At 53.4% G+C, this 16,787-nt stretch carries 15 protein-coding genes; 6 read left to right on the top strand and 9 right to left on the bottom strand.

Annotated elements, in window-relative coordinates; all coding sequences use genetic code 11:
- Window positions 1-78: 78 nt before the first annotated feature.
- Window positions 79-525, bottom strand: coding sequence for a cytochrome P450 (locus HCG48_RS06330; protein ID WP_168567312.1), 447 nt, complete (start codon window positions 523-525; stop codon window positions 79-81).
- Window positions 526-532: 7 nt separating this feature from the next.
- Here HCG48_RS06330 and rbsK point away from each other — a divergent pair, with 7 nt between their 5' ends.
- Window positions 533-1,477 (top strand): ribokinase, encoded by a 945-nt coding sequence (gene rbsK, locus HCG48_RS06325; RefSeq protein ID WP_168568390.1) that lies wholly within the window; start codon window positions 533-535, stop codon window positions 1,475-1,477.
- 48 nt (window positions 1,478-1,525) lie between these two features.
- Here rbsK and HCG48_RS06320 read toward each other — a convergent pair whose 3' ends face one another.
- Window positions 1,526-2,206: a ComF family protein gene (locus HCG48_RS06320; protein WP_168568389.1), complete on the bottom strand. Its 681-nt coding sequence runs from the start codon at window positions 2,204-2,206 to the stop codon at window positions 1,526-1,528.
- Between the two features lie 189 nt (window positions 2,207-2,395).
- Between HCG48_RS06320 and HCG48_RS06315 the strand changes: the two genes are divergently transcribed.
- Both HCG48_RS06315 and HCG48_RS06310 read left to right on the top strand, forming a co-directional pair.
- On the top strand, window positions 2,396-2,536 hold the full coding sequence (locus HCG48_RS06315) for a hypothetical protein (protein WP_168568388.1): 141 nt from the start codon (window positions 2,396-2,398) through the stop codon (window positions 2,534-2,536).
- A 33-nt stretch (window positions 2,537-2,569) separates the two neighbouring features.
- On the top strand, window positions 2,570-5,062 hold the full coding sequence (locus tag HCG48_RS06310; RefSeq protein WP_168568387.1) for a putative PEP-binding protein: 2,493 nt from the start codon (window positions 2,570-2,572) through the stop codon (window positions 5,060-5,062).
- An 8-nt stretch (window positions 5,063-5,070) separates the two neighbouring features.
- On the opposite strand, the gene HCG48_RS06305 is transcribed toward HCG48_RS06310, so the two are convergent.
- Complete coding sequence (locus HCG48_RS06305; protein ID WP_168568386.1) at window positions 5,071-5,931, bottom strand: DUF1361 domain-containing protein; 861 nt, start codon at window positions 5,929-5,931, stop codon at window positions 5,071-5,073.
- 292 nt (window positions 5,932-6,223) lie between these two features.
- Entirely contained in the window at window positions 6,224-6,709 is a 486-nt protein-coding gene (gene apcD, locus HCG48_RS06300) for an allophycocyanin subunit alpha-B (RefSeq protein WP_168568385.1), read from the bottom strand.
- Between the two features lie 127 nt (window positions 6,710-6,836).
- Here apcD and rlmD point away from each other — a divergent pair, with 127 nt between their 5' ends.
- Both rlmD and HCG48_RS06290 read left to right on the top strand, forming a co-directional pair.
- On the top strand, window positions 6,837-8,276 hold the full coding sequence (rlmD, locus tag HCG48_RS06295) for a 23S rRNA (uracil(1939)-C(5))-methyltransferase RlmD (RefSeq protein ID WP_168568384.1): 1,440 nt from the start codon (window positions 6,837-6,839) through the stop codon (window positions 8,274-8,276).
- 142 nt (window positions 8,277-8,418) lie between these two features.
- On the top strand, window positions 8,419-9,180 hold the full coding sequence (locus HCG48_RS06290; RefSeq protein WP_168568383.1) for a proteasome-type protease: 762 nt from the start codon (window positions 8,419-8,421) through the stop codon (window positions 9,178-9,180).
- A gap of 21 nt (window positions 9,181-9,201) precedes the next feature.
- Here the strand turns inward: HCG48_RS06290 and HCG48_RS06285 are convergent, their stop codons facing one another.
- The 4 genes from HCG48_RS06285 to HCG48_RS06270 all read right to left on the bottom strand — a co-directional run bounded on the left by HCG48_RS06285 (window position 9,202) and on the right by HCG48_RS06270 (window position 13,813).
- Window positions 9,202-10,329, bottom strand: coding sequence for a transglutaminase family protein (locus HCG48_RS06285; protein ID WP_168568382.1), 1,128 nt, complete (start codon window positions 10,327-10,329; stop codon window positions 9,202-9,204).
- Between the two features lie 39 nt (window positions 10,330-10,368).
- Entirely contained in the window at window positions 10,369-11,382 is a 1,014-nt protein-coding gene (locus HCG48_RS06280) for an alpha-E domain-containing protein (RefSeq protein ID WP_168568381.1), read from the bottom strand.
- Between the two features lie 147 nt (window positions 11,383-11,529).
- On the bottom strand, window positions 11,530-12,963 hold the full coding sequence (locus HCG48_RS06275) for a circularly permuted type 2 ATP-grasp protein (RefSeq protein ID WP_168568380.1): 1,434 nt from the start codon (window positions 12,961-12,963) through the stop codon (window positions 11,530-11,532).
- A 271-nt stretch (window positions 12,964-13,234) separates the two neighbouring features.
- On the bottom strand, window positions 13,235-13,813 hold the full coding sequence (locus tag HCG48_RS06270) for a C15 family peptidase (protein ID WP_168568379.1): 579 nt from the start codon (window positions 13,811-13,813) through the stop codon (window positions 13,235-13,237).
- Window positions 13,814-14,018: 205 nt separating this feature from the next.
- On the opposite strand from HCG48_RS06270, the gene hisH reads away from it, so the two are divergent.
- Window positions 14,019-14,663 carry an imidazole glycerol phosphate synthase subunit HisH gene (gene hisH / locus HCG48_RS06265; RefSeq protein ID WP_168568378.1) on the top strand — a complete coding sequence of 215 codons (645 nt, stop codon included), beginning with the start codon at window positions 14,019-14,021 and terminating at the stop codon, window positions 14,661-14,663.
- A 104-nt stretch (window positions 14,664-14,767) separates the two neighbouring features.
- On the opposite strand, the gene HCG48_RS06260 is transcribed toward hisH, so the two are convergent.
- Entirely contained in the window at window positions 14,768-16,765 is a 1,998-nt protein-coding gene (locus HCG48_RS06260; RefSeq protein ID WP_168568377.1) for a potassium channel family protein, read from the bottom strand.
- Window positions 16,766-16,787: the final 22 nt, after the last annotated feature.

Genomic DNA, 16,787 nt, shown 5'->3' with positions numbered 1-16,787 from the left:
GCCTTGCTGTTGACTGGAAATCGTCGATCGCCGAGATTTTTGGCATTTAGAAGTTTTTTACAGCAATCCCGACTCTTCCTAGATCCCCCGAGGAGTGATGTTCACCTTCAATCCATCCCGAGGGTGGGGCGTCGGAACCGCCACTAATTCTAAATCTCGATCCGGTAAAAGTTCCCAATCGTAATCGCGGCATAATAACGCTCCAAAAATCCGCATTTCTAACTTGGCAAACTCTTTCCCCAAACATTCGCGCAAACCGCCGCCAAAAGGAATGTAACCGAATAATTGTTTGCGTTCTTGTTCTCGTTCGGGGGAAAAGCGATCGGGGTCGAATGTTTCGGGATTTGGGTAAATGGACGCATCGTAGTGGCTGCGACCAATTTGATAGAGAACGAGCCAATTTTTCGGAATGGAATAGTCTTGAAATTCGCACGGCTCGATACATTCTCGAAAACCGCCGCCGACCGGGGGGTAGTTTCGGTCGTCCTCATAGGATTTACTGGTGGTGGACTTGACAAATCGCAAATTGAGAATGAACCCGCAACACCCCAGTATTAACCCAGAATGCCTCGTTTTCGGCAGTCTCAATCTCGATCTGGTCGCCACGACCCCCCGACTACCGCAACCGGGAGAAACGATAACGGGCGATCGCTTCTCGATGGTTCCCGGCGGGAAAGGAGCCAATCAAGCCGTTGCTGCCGCTCGGTTGGGGGTGGCGACGGCGATCGTCGGGCGGGTCGGCGGCGATAATTTTGCCGAGATTCTGGTGGAAAGTCTACAAAGTGCGAAGGTGCAAACCGATCGCCTCCTCAAAGATCCGGCGATCGGTTCCGGCGTTGCCATGATTACCGTGGAACAGAGCGGCGAAAACACGATCGCCGTCATTCCCGGGGCCAACGGACGGGTGGACGAGACCGACGTGGATCGCCTCGCCGAAGTTTTACCGACGGCAAAAGTGCTGCTATTGCAACTGGAAATCCCCCTGGCGGCGGTAGAAGCGGCGGCGAGACGGGCGAAACAAGCGGGAGTGACGGTGATTCTCGATCCGGCCCCGGCGCGATCGGATTTGCCGGACAGCCTTTATCCTTTGCTGGACTGGATTACCCCTAACGAAACTGAAGCCAGCCAATTGACGGGAATTCGGGTGCACGACGTGGAAGCTGCACGCCAAGCGGCAATGGAGTTATGCCGTCGCGGTGTCGGTCGGGCGATCGTCAAGTTAGGGGCGAAAGGAGTGGTTTGTTGTAGTAAAGACGAGACGATCGCGATCCCGGCGTTCCCGGTGGAGGCGGTGGACACGGTGGCGGCAGGGGATGCTTTCAATGGGGCGATCGCGGCGGCGATCGTCCGAGGTTTTTCGTTACAAGAGACCTTAATTTACGGTGCAGCCGCAGGGGCCTTGTCCGCCACCAAAGCAGGCGCCCAGCCCTCGTTACCCGATCGCCCCACCTTGGAAGCCTTTTTGAGGAAACGTTAGGAAAGGATGAGGCAGAAGAAAACTCAAAAGGCAACTGCAACCTACAATCTAAACCCCTTTTCTCCGACTGCTCGCGATCGCCACTATCCCACTCGTCCGAATGCCGTATTTTGCCAGTACCCGGATCGCCTCGCGGCAGGTACTGCCAGAAGTATAAATATCGTCAAATAATAACACCCCTCCCGGCGGGGGTTGGCGTTGAAAGCCTTTACCGAGACTGAGGGCGCCCGCGAGTTCCGCTTGTCGCCGTTCCGGGGAGAGACCGAAAAGGGCTTGGGTTTGGCGTTGGCGGCTCAATCCGTGGGCTTGTAAAGGCAATCCGGTCAGGTCGCAAAAGTGACGGGCGAGCAGTTCGGCTTGGTTAAATCCCCGTGCTTTCAGTTTTTCCGGGTGTAAAGGAATCGGAACGACGGTGAGACGATCGCCCGGAACTAGCGGAGACTTGAGCCAAGATTCGGCGATCGCGTGACCGAGGGGACGCGCCAGTTGGGGACAATCTTCGTACTTAAAGGCGGCGATCGCCCGTTTGAGGGTGCCGCCGTATTCTCCCCAGACGAATAAGGGCGGATTTTGCCGTCGGTATTGTTGCGATCGGGGAAACTGGGCGCGCTGCAACTGGCGATCGCACTGGGGACATAACACATTCGGCGTCGGGCGATCGCACAGAGGACAGTTCGATTTGAGAAATAAATCGAGAATTGCCCGCCATCCCCGTTGCCAACCGCTCACAATCTGCCGATCTCCCGCTTCCAAACAGTTACCCTATTTTCCCACGAATTCGACCCGATCCCTTCAAGCATTAATTGCCTCTATGCTATGATTTCTTTATATTTTCTTTAAGTTTTTAATCTTGAAATTGTTTATCTTAAATTTAGCGGTTTTCGTTGAAATCAAGCAGCGAACGACTGTTTGAGGGAGTTGCTAAAACCACGATCGCCAGCCATTCCAAAAGCGATCGTCGTCCGTTCGGGGGGGTCGGGAAACGAGACGATCGCTCAATTGAAGGCAGTAGCCGCACCGGAGGCGATCGACCGCGAAAAGGTTACCCTTTCAGATTAAAAACCATTTGTATACACGCACCTTAATATAAGTATGATGTTCGGTTCGGATACGATCGACAATCCCCTCTACACGCTGGAGTGTATCGAGCCAGCACAACGGCAGATCGTCGGGGAAACTGCTTACGCTCTCGGCCACCTCGCGCGGCAAGGATTGCCCGTATTGCCGGGATTGGTGATTTCGGCGCGAAGCCTACGGGAGTTTTTAGAAGCTTACGACTGGGTAGAGCCATTATTTGCCGAATTGCTCAATTCTTCCTTGCATCTCAATCTCGAAGATCCCCGGCAACTTCAGGCGATCGCCCGCCATATCCGAGGAGAACTGCTCGCCGCCGAGATCCCCGCAACCTGGCTCGATCGCCTCGTCGAGGAGATCGCCAGCCTCGGCAGCCCCACGGTCAAGCTCTCCCCGTCCCTGCACGTCCACGGCGATTCCGACCATGGCGCCTTGGCGCTAAAAGCGTCGAGTTTACTCGATAGCTACTACAGTCCCGTGCAACCGGAGGCGATCGCCCGGGGGATCCTCCAGACCTGGGCCGAGTTATTTCGCGCCCGCAATCTGTTTTACTGGCAGCGCGCCGGAATCGGGCTCCAGTCCTTAGATTTAGCCATCCTCGTACAAAGCGCAGACAACGCGATCGCCTCCGGAGCGATCGCCGCGAGTCCGCAACAGTGGCAAATTGAAAGCACCTGGGGGTTGGGAATCGCCCTCGGACGCGACGACGTATTCGGCGATCGCGATCTCGTCGATCCCGAAACCGCTCAGATCCGCGATCGTCAACCCGGTCGCCACCGCATCGCCTACGAACTCGAACCCCAAACCCCCGGAGCCGAATGCAACGGCCAAGGGAAAATAGAGATCGTCGAGATCGAGCGTCCCCTCACCGATGGCGAACGCGATCGCTCCGTCCTCGATCCGACTCAATTGCAAGGCGCAATCCGCCTCAGCCAACAACTGCGCGAGCAACTGGGGGATTGCTTTCTCGCCCAATGGTTGCTCTACCCCGCTCGGGAAAACGGTTCGAGCCGCTTTTATCTGAGTCAAGCCTATCGTGCAGACGCCTCTCAACTCCCAGAAGCCCCGATCGCCGCGCAACCGTCGCCAACCCCCGCAGACAACGGCGCGGCGAACGAGCCAACCCAAAGCTGGCAAGGAATTGGGGCCGCTTCCGGTCGGGCGATCGCCCCGGCTTACCTGTGGGATGGCGATCGCGCCACTCACGACAGCATCCCTCCCGGCCATATTTTAGTCACCGAGGCGATCGCCCCGGAAAACTGCGCCGCCGTCAGTCAAGCGGCGGCGATCGTTACCGAACGTGGCGGGATCGCCAGCCACGCGGCGATCGTCGCCCGGGAATTGGGAATTCCCGCCGTCGTCGGCGTCCCCAACATTACCCGCGCCATTACCAGTGGGGAATCCTTACTCGTAGACGGAGGTAGCGGCGTCGTTAGCCGACAGCCCCACCCTTCGCCAGACCCCACGGACGATCCGCCCCCGAACTTGTCCAATTCTCGGCTGGAAAGTTTAGTTTATGCCAGCGATCGCGGCTTGTCCGTGTTTGAAGAACTGGTACCGAACAGCACCAAAATGCTCGTCAATCTCGGTTACGGGCGCCGGGTCGAACAACTCGCCCGCTTACCCGTCGATGGCGTCGGTTTGGTGCGATCGGAACTGTTAGCGTGCGAGTTATCGCAAATGCCCAGTTGGGAATTATCCCGCGATCGCGCCGTCGGGATCGAAACCTTCGATAAAATCGCCAATTATCTGACTCAATTAGCCGAATTGTTTTATCCGCGACCAATTTTTTACCGTTCTCTCGACCTGCGATCGCGCCAAAGCGCCCCCAAACCCGTTCCCGCATCCAGCCTTTCCCCGCCCTATTTAGATAATGGCGCCGCCACCCAAGGCGAGAGCGAAACCTTGGGCGTCCACGGTGCCTTTAGCTATTTAATCGATCCGGCCTTATTCGATTTAGAATTAGAAACCTTAGCCCACCTGCGACAACAGGGACAGCGCAACATTCATTTGATGTTACCCTTCGTGCGCTCCGTCGAAGAGTTCGTTTTCTGTCGTCGCCGGGTCAAACGGGCCGGACTCGACGACGGCAACGATTTTCAACTGTGGATTATGGCGGAAGTTCCCTCGTCGATCTTTCTCGTCCCCGAATACGTCCGTGCGGGCGTCCAGGGGATTTCGATCGGAACCAACGATTTGACCCAATTACTGCTCGCCGCCGATCGCGAACACCCGCAAATGGCGGCAGCCTTCGACGCCCGCCACAAAGCAGTCAAACGGGCGATTTATCAGTTGGTTTCGCAAGCCAAACAAGCGGGGATTCCTTGCTCGATTTGCGGTTTGGCCCCCGCACGCCACCCCGAGATCGTAGACGAGCTGGTGCGCTGGGGCATCGATTCGATTTCCGTCGAACCCGACGCGATCGAATCGACCTACCGCGCGATCGCCCGGGCCGAACGGCGCCTCGCGATCGACGCCGCCCGCCAACAGGTTTCCCCGCCTCAAATTTAAGAACTGAATTATTCTGACTCCTGGGCCTTATAAAGCGGTGCCGCAGTGTTTTTGCTGGCTTCTAGTGCTTGCAAAGAAACGATCCCTAGAGTGAGCTTTTTGCAAATCCAATACAAAACAGTAATGACGACAAAGGTAACCACCATCACCAAAACCGGACGTTTACCCACTAATTCGGTCATGACACGGGTGACTAAAACATCGGGATTGGTGACGATATCCCAACTGTTAAAGCGTTGAAAACGTCCGATATAAATCCCGATCGCCGATAACCCGTGAATAATAATTTCCGAGATCGCGATCCAATTTCCCCAGCCATTGCGCTTTAAATAGCGTCCCAAATTCATCAGGGATAAAACATAGGCTTGAAAACCGAGAATCATAAACACCAGATATTGCGGAATTAAGGCGAGGGTAATAATCCAAACCGAATAGCCTTGGCGAATATCTTCGATTAAATGAATGACATCAGTTAACACATAGGGTGCATTCGGTAAAAAGGCGATAAACGTAGCAAATCCAATCCACCAAAACAACACGTGCGATCGCCCCTGACCCCTTTGCAACCGCCCGATTTCTAAAGCCATTAACACCGTCGTAAATAATGCAGTCCAGAGTAAATAATTCGTGCCGAGATCTCGTAAGAGAAACAGCGCGTATTCGGCGACCCGTAAGCTATTGGGCAAAAAGGTAGCGCCAATCAGAAGCGGCACCCCCCAACGCAACCACAGCGATCGCGGTTGGTAAAATAGCCAGAAACTCAGCCCTAATGGAACTAAGGCTAAAAACAAATTCCAGGTCATGAACCGACTGTTATTTTGCAAGGCATCCCCGGCAACAGTCAACCAAGAAATGAGTAATTCTTTCATCGGCGAATAGAAATGAGTTGAAATGCTAATTTGTCGTAGCGGTCTAGTTAAAGTTGGTTCTGTTATAGCATTTGCGAACGGGCGATCGCTCAGTCCCCACACTCTGGGAATTCCCCCTAGCCCGTGGCGCAGGCTCAATGAGGCGTCAACCGCAAAATATTGCTCTCTCTATCTAAAATCTAAAATCTAAAATTTAAAATCTAGAATCTAAAATCACAAAACCCCCCAGCCCCAAAGCTGGAGGGTTTGACAAACTTAGGGAGTGGGATCGTACCCGATCGCACTCGATGAATTAGGACATGCCTTGAGCGATGTAGTCAAAGTAGGGTGCAGCTTGGGCGGCATCATCTTCACTCAACAGCCCTAGAGACGCTTCTTTCAAACACCGGATCGCTTCCACCATCCCGGGGAGGGGAACGCCGAGGGCGTTGTACATTTCCCGGGCGCCGACCAAACCAATTTTTTCGATCGGTTCCTTGTCGCCAGCGAGAACGCCGTAGGTCACCAGACGCAAATACCAGCCATAATCGCGCAGGCATTGAGCCCGTTGACGTTGCCCGTAAGCATTTCCACCGGGAGCGATGAAATCGGGGCGTTTTTGCCACAGTTGCTTGCTGGCGCGATCGACAATTTTCTTCTCGTTTTCAGCCAGGGTCGTGGCAATGCGCAACCGTTGTTCTCCGGTTTGAAAAAAGTCTACTATGCTCTGGAGTTCGCCAGTGCTAGGATAACGAAGTTCGTCGTCAGCGTTGAGAATAACTTGGCTAACTACACTCATGGTATTGGAAAATATTAGTTATCCCCTGTAGTTTACCGATTTGGGGGAACACAAATAAAGACTTATTGCCGGGGCAACCCATCTTTAGACCCTCAGACCCTCAACCCTCGCTCCTCAACGACCTAGAATGAATCAGCCATCTTTAAGTCCGCATTCTCAAGATGACTCCTGGAGACAGGGACAATTAATCGAGATCGAAATTGTCGATCTCAGCGACACCTCGGAAGGGGTAGGGCGTTGGGGATCGCGGGTCGTCTTCGTCCCCGATACGGTGACGGGCGATCGCGCCGAAGTCCGTCTCGTCCACGTCAAGCCCAATTTCGCCCGAGGTCAACTCCACCGCCTGATCGAACCGTCCGATCGCCGAACCCGTCCCCGTTGTATCGTCGCAGATAAATGCGGGGGCTGTCAGTGGCAGCATGTCGCTTACGAATTCCAACTCGAAACCAAACGCCAACTGGTCCGGGAGGCGATCGCCCGCATTGGCGGCATTCCCAACCCTCCCGTAGAACCCGTTCTCGTCCCCCACACCGACGACGAATCCCCGTCCCCTTTGGGTTATCGCAACAAAGCGACCTATCCCCTCTCGCTGTCGTCCCAAGGGCGCGTACAAGCGGGCTATTACCGCAAAGGTAGTCACCGCCTGGTTAACTTAAACCAATGTCCGGTACAAGATCCGCGCCTCAATCCGCTTTTAGCCCAAGTCAAGCAAGATATCCAAGATCGGGGCTGGTCGATTTACAACAGCCAAACCCATCGTGGTCTGTTGCGTCACCTATCCCTGCAAATCGGTCGGCGAAGTGGGGAAATCTTGTTAACCTTGGTGGTGACTGATTGGGACGTTCCCGAGATCGAAGCTCAGGCGCAGCAGTGGCGCGATCGCTATCCCTCCCTCGTCGGCGTCTGTCTCAATCGCAATTCCCGGCGAACAAATGCCATTTTAGGCAACGAAACCCGCACGGTGAGCGGACGGGATGCCTTGACCGAACAGTTTGCCGGGGTCAAACTCCAGGTTCGGGCGGATACGTTTTTTCAGGTCAATACGGAAACGGCGGAAGCGTTATTCGATCGCGTCCTCGAACGGCTGAATTTGCGCGGCGACGAACTGGCGATCGATGCCTATTGCGGGATCGGAACCTTTACTTTACCCTTGGCGAAACGGGTCCGACGGGCGATCGGTTTGGAAGTCAGCGACGCCTCGATCGCCTGCGCCCGCGCCAACGCCGAACTCAACGACTTGAATAATGTCGAGTTTTATCAAGGCGCCGTAGAAACTTTACTGTCGCAACCGGAATCGTTGGGGTTGACCGAAGATCGGCCTCCGGATCTGGTGTTGTTGGATCCCCCGCGCAAGGGCTGCGATCGCGCCGTCCTCGAAAGTTTGCTCGACCTGCGCCCCCGCCAACTGGTCTACATCAGTTGCAAACCCGCCACCCTCGCCCGCGACCTCAAAATTCTCTGCGAGGGCGGCTATCGCTTGACGACGGTACAACCTGCCGATTTCTTCCCCCAGACCTCCCACGTGGAAGCTGCCGCCTTTTTGGAGTGGGGTGTCGGCGGGTCTTAGGCGATCGACTCGGAAAGGCTGAAAAGGTGATGCGTCGGTCGTTCCTTGTCGTCGAGAAGTTCACTGGCTCATCTTTTCAATGCCTTTTGTTTGATAAACTTTGAGGACTTAAAATTTAAGGTTGCTCTCTCAGTAAGCTGTTATGACGTATTGTCTCGGGATCGTGACTCGCTTCGGATTAGTAATGGCGGCGGACTCTCGAACCAATGCCGGAGTCGATTATATTTCGACTTATCAAAAATTGTTCGATTTTTCCGCATCGGGCAATCGGGTAGTCGTTTTATGTACGTCGGGGAACTTGTCAATTACCCAAGCGGTGATTACCGCCTTAGAGAAAGACCTCAAGTTTAAGGAGGACCATAACTTACATACTATCGACAGTATGGAAGGAATCGCCCGTTATGTCGGCAACAAACTTAGAGAAGTGCAAGATCGCGATCGCTCCTGGTTGGAACGCGATAGCATTGACGCCCGATGCAGCTTTCTTTTAGGCGGACAACTTCACGGGGAAGAAGCGAAACTTTACCTGATTTATACCCAAGGAAACTACATTCACACCACCAAAGAAACGACGTTTTTACAAATTGGCGAGACTAAATACGGCAAGCCTATTTTAGATCGAACTCTCAATTTCGATACCCCCTTGGAGGCGGCGGCGAAATGCGCTTTACTCTCGATCGATTCGACGATGAAATCGAATATTTCTGTCGGTCCGCCGATCGATTTGGTGATGTACGAAAAAGATTCTTTTAGTATCCGCCATCAATTGCGCTTGCGCTTGGGCGATCCCTATTTAGCGAAAATCCGCAAGTTATGGGAAACCTACGTCAAAAAGGCATTTGACGACATGCCGGATATTGAGTGGGAATATTACGAGTCGGAGGAAGATATTTTAATCGATTGAACCGATTCGCGGCGATCGCCCTCACGCCTCGCGCAAAAAGGCAAGTTCTTGTAAGAGTTTGTAGGTTTTTTTGCCAAAACCTTTCACTTTATGCTTGCCGGATTTAGTGGACTGTTTTAAGTTTTTCCACGTCAGTTCGCGATCGCCGTCCTGCCAGTAGGCGATCGCCTCGATCGCCGCCTGAATCTCTTTTTTTGCCGTTCCTTTAGAATGCAGAATTTCGTAAATTTCCCGTTCCGTCGCTTGGTGTAAATTCAACGAATCCGACGCGCCAACCCCACCGCCGTCGTCGCCGTCGAGAACCTTAATCGATAAATGGGCGTTCATCTGCGATCGCACCGCACTCCCGCGAAACGTCCCGGAAATCGGCGCCGCCTGTTTCGGAATCGCACTGGCGACTAACGCCACGTGGCGATCGCCCACCGCCATCCCTTGGGTCGGATCGTAACCGCGCCATCCCCCGCCGGGAAAATAAACCTCCACCCAAGCGTGCAGGTGGCGCCGCTTCCAATTCGGATTTCCCTGTTGGTACCCACTGACGAACCGCGCCGCCAATCCCATCACCCGACAGGTTTCCATAAACAAAACCGCCACATCCCGACAACTGCCCTGTTTTTGGGTCCAAGTCACACTCGCCTCCAGAGGCGGTCCCGTTTCGCGCACCTGGTGGCGGCAATTTTCATGCAGGCGTTGGTTGAGTTCGCAGACAAACGCCGTCGTACTTCCCGCCACATCCTGCCAAATTTCGTGGGCCAGTTGCGCCACCACCGGATCGACCGTACTGGGGGTACCCAACGGATGCAAATAGCAGTGCAGTTGAGTTCGCAACGGTTCCGGATAGTCGATGGGTAAGCGAACCGCCCACGGTTCGAGTAGAAAATTAAACGGATCTCGGCGAAACGTTTCCACCTCGGATTTGACCGTAAATTCGAGGCGATCGCTCGTTTGGTCGAACCAAACCTTGACCAGATCGTTTCCTTCGAGATCGATAATGTCCGAGATCCGGATCGGTTCCGGGGCGATCTGCAAGTGAAAATCGTGCAACGTTTGCGTGCAATCATTGCGCGATCGCAAGCGCAGAACGTGCGGATCGAACGTGACCGCCCGGTTGTAAGCGTAACTCGTCGTGTGAATAATTTCGTAACGCACGATCGTCTGTCAAAAACTTGTTGAGACAATACCCTTGTATTATCTCAACAACGTTTGCGTTTGCTTGCTCAGACGGGCGATCGGCGTCCAGTTTTCTACCCTTTCTTCCACCGGATTGAGCGCGAAATAGGTCGCAAAAATCTTTTCACCCACCTGATTGAGTTGTTCTTGCAAGCCATTGAGAAACTCGTGCAATCCCGTATCCATCACCTCGTCAACCGTCAGATAATCCATTTCCGATCGCAACCGCCCCAGAGTCCTTTCCACCGGATCGCGCCACGTTCCTAAAGGCGTTCCCGTAATTTGATGCAAAGACTGTTCCGCCGAAATCAAACAAAAACGAATCGATCGCGGGAAATTCGCATCTAAAATCAAGAAATCCGCCACCGCCTTCGGCGTAATCCGATGTTGGCGTTTGCGATACATCTCATACGCACTCGCCGACCGCAATAACGACATCCATTGAATTTCATCCAACGTCGTCCCCACATCTTGCACCGACGGCAACAAAATAAAATATTTCACATCTAAAATGCGCGATGTTTTATCCGCCCGTTCGATCAAGCGCCCTATCTGTCCGAAATGCCATCCCTCATTATGGGTCATCGTCGCATCCATAATTCCCGCAAACAGGTGACTCGATAACTTCACCTCCGCGAAAAATTCGTGCAACGCCCCAAGGGGTTTCCCCGGACAAGCATCGGTGACCATCATGTAGAACGCATTGATTTGTTCCCACATTTCCGAGGAAATAATTTCTCGCACCGATCGCGCGTTCTCCCTCGCCGATCGCAAACAAGACAAAATCGAGTTATTGTAGTCGCGATCGAATGTCAAAAATTGAATAACTTTTTCTGCCGTAAACTCTCCATATTTCTCTTGAAACAGTTTTAAATCTCCCGTCACCGCAATTAACGGTTCCCACTGCTGATCCATTCCCGCCGGAGAATCCAGAATTAAATTCAAATTCGCATCAATAAAACGAGCGATATTTTCAACCCGTTCTACATAACGATTGAGCCAGTAAATTGAATCTGCAACACGACTGAGCATGATCTTGGCTGATAACTTAAAGGTATAAATCTAAGGGGAAAATTCACGATCCTTTGGGACAGTCATCCTGTCCGCCCAAAACTAGAAATTAGAAATCAAAAATCAGAAATTAGAACCATCTAAAATCTAAAATCTAAAATCTAAAATTCATCGAGTCAACACCCAAGTATCCTTACTCCCTCCCCCTTGAGAAGAATTGACCACCAAAGAACCCCGTTTGAGGGCAACCCGCGTCAATCCTCCCGGATTCACATAAATATCTTCTCCGTAAAGAATATAAGGACGCAAATCGACGTGACATCCCTCAAACTGACCGTTTAATAACGTCGGAACCCGCGACAAACATAACGTCGGTTGGGCGATATAATTGCGCGGATTGGCCTTAATTTTTTCCGCAAACTCCTCCCGTTCTGACGGCGTGGCTTGGGTTCCCACCAACATTCCATAACCGCCCGATTCGTTCGCCGCCTTGACCACTAACTTATCGAGATTCGCCAACACATATTCCAGTTGCTTCGGTTCCCAACACATATATGTCGGAACGTTCGGTAAAATCTGCTCTTCCCCGAGATAGTAGCGAATCATTTCCGGAACGTAAGCGTAAATCACCTTATCGTCCGCCACCCCCGTTCCTAACGCATTGGCAATTCCGACCCGTCCGGCGCGGTAAACTTCCGTCAGTCCCGGAACTCCGAGCATCGAGTCCGACCGAAACACCTTCGGATCGATAAAATCGTCGTCGATGCGGCGATAGACGACATCGACACGCTGCAAGCCTTTCGTCGTTCGCATCTGTAAGTAGCCGTCGGCGACGACTAAATCCCGCCCTTCGACCAGTTCGACCCCCATCTGTTGGGCGAGGAAAGAATGCTCGAAATAAGCCGAATTATAAATCCCCGGGGTTAATACCACCACCGTCGGATCGGGTAAATGGGGAGGGGCAATATTGAGTAAGGTTTCGAGTAAGTGCGAGGGATATTCGTCTACGGGTTGGATGTCCATCGTTCGGAATACTTGAGAAAAGGTGCTTTTCATCACCCGTCGGTTTTCCAGAACGTAGGAAACCCCAGAAGGACAGCGCAGGTTATCTTCTAATACGTACCACTGGCCATTTTTATCCCGTACCAGGTCGGTTCCGGTGATGTGACACCAGATATCCCCCGGCGGTTTTAAACCCATGCAGGGTTTGAGAAAACCTTTGGCGGAATAAATAATATCTTGAGGAATAATTCCGTCTTTAATAATTTTCTGTTCGCCGTAGATATCGGCAATAAACAGATTGAGGGTATGAATCCGTTGTTTCAGTCCTCGGTCGAGTTCTTGCCATTCTTGTGCGGCGACGATGCGCGGAATCAGGTCGAAGGGGAAAATCCGTTCGGTTCCTTCGCTGTCTCCGTAGACACTGAAGGTGATTCCCATTTTGAACATGGCAATTTGCGCCGCTTGTTGGCGTTGCACCAGTTCGCCTTCGGAAAGGGAATTAATTTTTTCAATTAAAGGGGTGGTGTAGGGACGGGGTTGACCCTTGGAAGCGAACAGTTCGTCGTAAAAATCCCCTGGATCGTAGTTGTCAAATCGCACGGCCCGATGTTGGTAAGGTCTATAAAGGCTATGGGTTGGGAGTATTTATAAATCGTGTCAGTGGAAGGCGGTAATAGTTGTTACAAAGATTACAAATTGCTGGTTGTCGGGGAGAAATGTGCTGTTTCGGCGAGGGGGAACGGGGTTGAATGCGGCGGATTTTGTGAAAGAGTGGCTGTGGTTTTAGCTTGTGAAATGGACGGATCGAGCCGATCGCTCGGGCAGGGTTTTCGCGAAGGGCGATCGCCGGGTATCCGATGTTGCCGGGGGATTAGAGGCGCTGCAAAATTGTTACAAAATCTTGCGCGATCGCGGTGAGGTTCTCGCGATTGAGAGGCGGAACGTGGACGAACAAGCAACGGCGATGGTTGTCATGCTTTACGGGGTCGGGTCGAACCGCGATCGCGCCGACGGTGGCTTTCTGTCGGTGGTGGAGATAATCGAGAACGGAATAATACAGCCGTTCGCAGACGAATTGTCCCGCATCGTGGCTAATTTCAGTCCACTGTAAGCCGTGGACGAGGCGATCGAGATCGAGGGGATTGTTGACCGTGCGATCGCCATACCGGGCCCGAGATTCTAGGGTGAGTTTTTGCCGAGTTTCTGCCATTCCGCAACAGACGATCGCCTCCGGTTGCAGGTGTTCGATCGCCGCGATCGCCCGTTGGGGGGCTAAGTGAAAATCGACGGGCAGTTTTCTCAAAAAATGAGCGTTTTGTAACAGTGCGCGATCCGCCGGAGGCGTCGCGAAGCGATCGCGGCTTAAATAACCCAACAAATCGTCTGAAGCATTAGAGGGTTGGTGGGGTAACCAGGTGGTAAACGAAGTCAGCAAAACCGTTCGAGTCATTGCCAGATCGCCCTTTAAAATCTAAACTTTCGACTCCCCAACTCTCCCCTCTAAAATCTCGACTCTAAAATCCAAACTCTAAACTCTAAACTCTTTCATCGCGTACAATAAGGAGGTTCGGAGTCGCGATCGCGCCCGATCTCACGGAATTGTACCAAATTTCGTGAACTCTCCGCTCGATGTTCGCACGCAGAAGGATGGGGCAATGCCAGTTATCGCCGTTGTAGATTACGACATGGGAAACTTGCACTCGGTGTGCAAAGGCTTGGAAAACGCCGGGGCGACGGCCCAGATCGCCGAGGACGCCGACACGATCGCCCGGGCGGACGCGGTACTCCTCCCCGGGGTCGGCGCCTTCGATCCCGCTATCCAACACCTGCGATCGCGCGATCTCGTCGGCGTCGTCAAAGAGGCGATCGCCTCCGGTAAGCCCTTCCTCGGCGTCTGTCTCGGCTTGCAAATCCTCTTCGACGGTAGCGAAGAAGGGAAAGAACCCGGTTTGGGCATTATTCCCGGTACGGTTCGCCGCTTCCGATCCGAACCCGGCTTGACGGTGCCTCACATGGGCTGGAATCAACTCGACTTCACCCAACCCGAGATTCCCCTCTGGCAGAATTTACCCGCCCACCCTTGGGTATACTTTGTCCATTCTTACTACGTAGATCCCATCGACCCTGAAGTGAGAGCCGCCACGGTCACCCACGGCAGCCAAACGGTCACCGCCGCGATCGCCCGGGACAACTTGATGGCGGTACAATTTCACCCGGAAAAATCCTCGGATTTGGGTTTGCAAATCTTGTCTAACTTCGTCACCTTAGTAGAACGCCAGCAACCCGCCTTATCCCGTTGAAGACGAGGGCGAGGCGATCGCCTGGAAAGAAGGAGTGGCGGTAGGGAGTTAACATTTTAGATGTTAGATGTCGGGCGTACCCCTCCTGTCCCCTGCTGATTCCCTCAATCCACCTCTATTTCCGCTTCCACTTGAATCCGCTTTAAATGGCTCACCAGTCTTAACGCCTGTGGATAGTAGAGGGGAATGGCTAACCTCCCCGGCAAATTCTCCATCAGCGATCGCGCCGTACCAATATTACAGCCGGAAATACGGGCGATCGTTTGTGCGCCTTCAAACGCGGCGTCGGGAGTCAGCGCACTTTTGACCCAAACTCCGACCGATCGCCGCTCCAATTCTCCCCGTTCGATCGCGCGCAACCCTTCCATCGTCGCCAAAACGACCAGGCGATCGCCGCAATGGAGACGGCTGTCATCGGACGGCATTAACTGGGCTTCTCCTTGGGGCGATCGCTGCCATAAAATCGGCACGACGCCATAACCGTAGGCAATTTCAGCCAAAATTAAGCCGATGAGGGTATCCCCTGCTTCGATGGTATATTCCGTCACTAAGACCGTGCGTCCGTCGAAGCGAAATAGGTGCTCGATATTTTCCCCAAAAGCCGCTCCGACAAAAGCTTCTGCCGCCAACAAACTCGCACACAATACGTGAGATCGAGGTAAAAGATGAGCAATATTTTCGCCAAAACGCATATCTAAAGTGTGAATTACTAAGTGAATTTCCGGATTGACCTGATGGGCCATTAACGCCACTTCCAGATTTTCTATTCGATCGTTGGCGATCGCGATGACACTGCGGGCGCGGCTTAAATTGACCTGGGTGAGTGCTTCGTGCACCTTGCCGACCACCGTCGGAATGGGTGGCAGGCGTTCCCAATCGAAGGGGCGATCGACCACGCAGACTAAAGGTTGGCGAAACTCTTGCAGCAGGGCGATCGTGTGCGATCCGATCGGATTGAACCCGACGAGGATCGCGTGATTGCGATGGGGAATCGGACGACGGCGTTTGAGAAAGTCCAAACGGGCGCTGAGTAAATATTCGATCGCCAAAGCATACAAAACCCCTACAAAAGCCGTTCCCGCTAAGGTCAGCCCCAAGCCGAACAATTGCAACCCCCACGGAACCGACAGGGAGGTTTGAATTTCCCCAAACAGTTCGGGATAACCCCCGAGGAGCAAGATCGCCGTGACATTCAAAGCCTCGGCGAGACTCCAGTTTGGAAAGGCGAGCCGAAAGAGCAGCGTTCCCCAGACCAGCAAGATCGCGATCGTCAAGCTCGCCGCGATCGCCACTCGACGGACTTGATGCTGGAGATTGCGGCGCCAAAACCGCGCCAGACTGTCGCGCCAGTCCCGCCAGGTTTGACCTCGCCACTGTTGCCAGAAACGCCGTGCGATCGGGATTTCGCGCGATCGCGTCTCGATCCGCGCCATCGTCTCGATGTAAATTAACGCATCTCCTTCCCGGACGATCGTATTCGGATTCCATTGATAAAAGAGCGGATGGCAGCGATCGGCACGATTGCCCGTCCTTTTGGAACCGTGGGCGAGGAGGCGGCGCGATCGCCGATTCAGTTCGCGAACCGGGCGCCCGATCCAGCGATCGCCCGGTCGAACCTGGCGGCGGACCACTTGCAACCACTGTTCGTCCAACTTGAAAAAACCGAGTGTTTCATTTCCCAACGCCGCCAAAGCGAAAGCAGGCGCCGGGAGTTGATGCGGGTCGAACCCGACAAAATTCCCCAATTCTCGCGCTAACAGATGATTGAGATTTTGTTTGCTCGATCGCACCACCAAGCGGATCTGCGGATTGAGCACCCGCGCCTGCAAAGCCGTTTCTAAATTCGTGCGATCGCTCGGCGTCACCAACAAAATCGCCCGACAATTGCGGATGTTCGCGGCGTCTAATATCCGCTTGTCCCGACAATCCCCGATCTCGACCGCGTCCGGTAAGGTTTCAATTTCCCACGCGATCGGCTCCACCGTATCGATCGCCGTTACCCACACCCCAAAATCTTTGAGTAAGGCGACACAATACTGACCCAAACTGCCCAAACCGCAAACTAAAAAGCGATCGGGCGTTTTGCCTCCCCCATTTGCCATGAAGCCATTTTGTTGATGTTAG

Source organism: Oxynema aestuarii AP17 (assembly GCF_012295525.1).
In the GTDB taxonomy this organism is placed as follows: domain Bacteria; phylum Cyanobacteriota; class Cyanobacteriia; order Cyanobacteriales; family Laspinemataceae; genus Oxynema; species Oxynema aestuarii.
This window is presented reverse-complemented; position numbering and strand designations above follow the sequence as displayed.

Bases quoted from the DNA above. Each gene is read 5' to 3' on its own strand.
- rbsK (WP_168568390.1), top strand. From the start codon at position 533: ATGAACCCGCAACACCCCAGTATTAACCCAGAATGCCTCGTTTTCGGC.
- HCG48_RS06310 (WP_168568387.1), top strand. From the start codon at position 2,570: ATGATGTTCGGTTCGGATACGATCGACAATCCCCTCTACACGCTGGAG.
- HCG48_RS06280 (WP_168568381.1), bottom strand. From the start codon at position 11,382: ATGCTCAGTCGTGTTGCAGATTCAATTTACTGGCTCAATCGTTATGTA.
- HCG48_RS06270 (WP_168568379.1), bottom strand. From the start codon at position 13,813: ATGACTCGAACGGTTTTGCTGACTTCGTTTACCACCTGGTTACCCCAC.
- HCG48_RS06260 (WP_168568377.1), bottom strand. From the start codon at position 16,765: ATGGCAAATGGGGGAGGCAAAACGCCCGATCGCTTTTTAGTTTGCGGT.
- HCG48_RS06290 (WP_168568383.1), top strand. From the start codon at position 8,419: ATGACGTATTGTCTCGGGATCGTGACTCGCTTCGGATTAGTAATGGCG.
- apcD (WP_168568385.1), bottom strand. From the start codon at position 6,709: ATGAGTGTAGTTAGCCAAGTTATTCTCAACGCTGACGACGAACTTCGT.
- HCG48_RS06305 (WP_168568386.1), bottom strand. From the start codon at position 5,931: ATGAAAGAATTACTCATTTCTTGGTTGACTGTTGCCGGGGATGCCTTG.
- hisH (WP_168568378.1), top strand. From the start codon at position 14,019: ATGCCAGTTATCGCCGTTGTAGATTACGACATGGGAAACTTGCACTCG.
- rlmD (WP_168568384.1), top strand. From the start codon at position 6,837: ATGAATCAGCCATCTTTAAGTCCGCATTCTCAAGATGACTCCTGGAGA.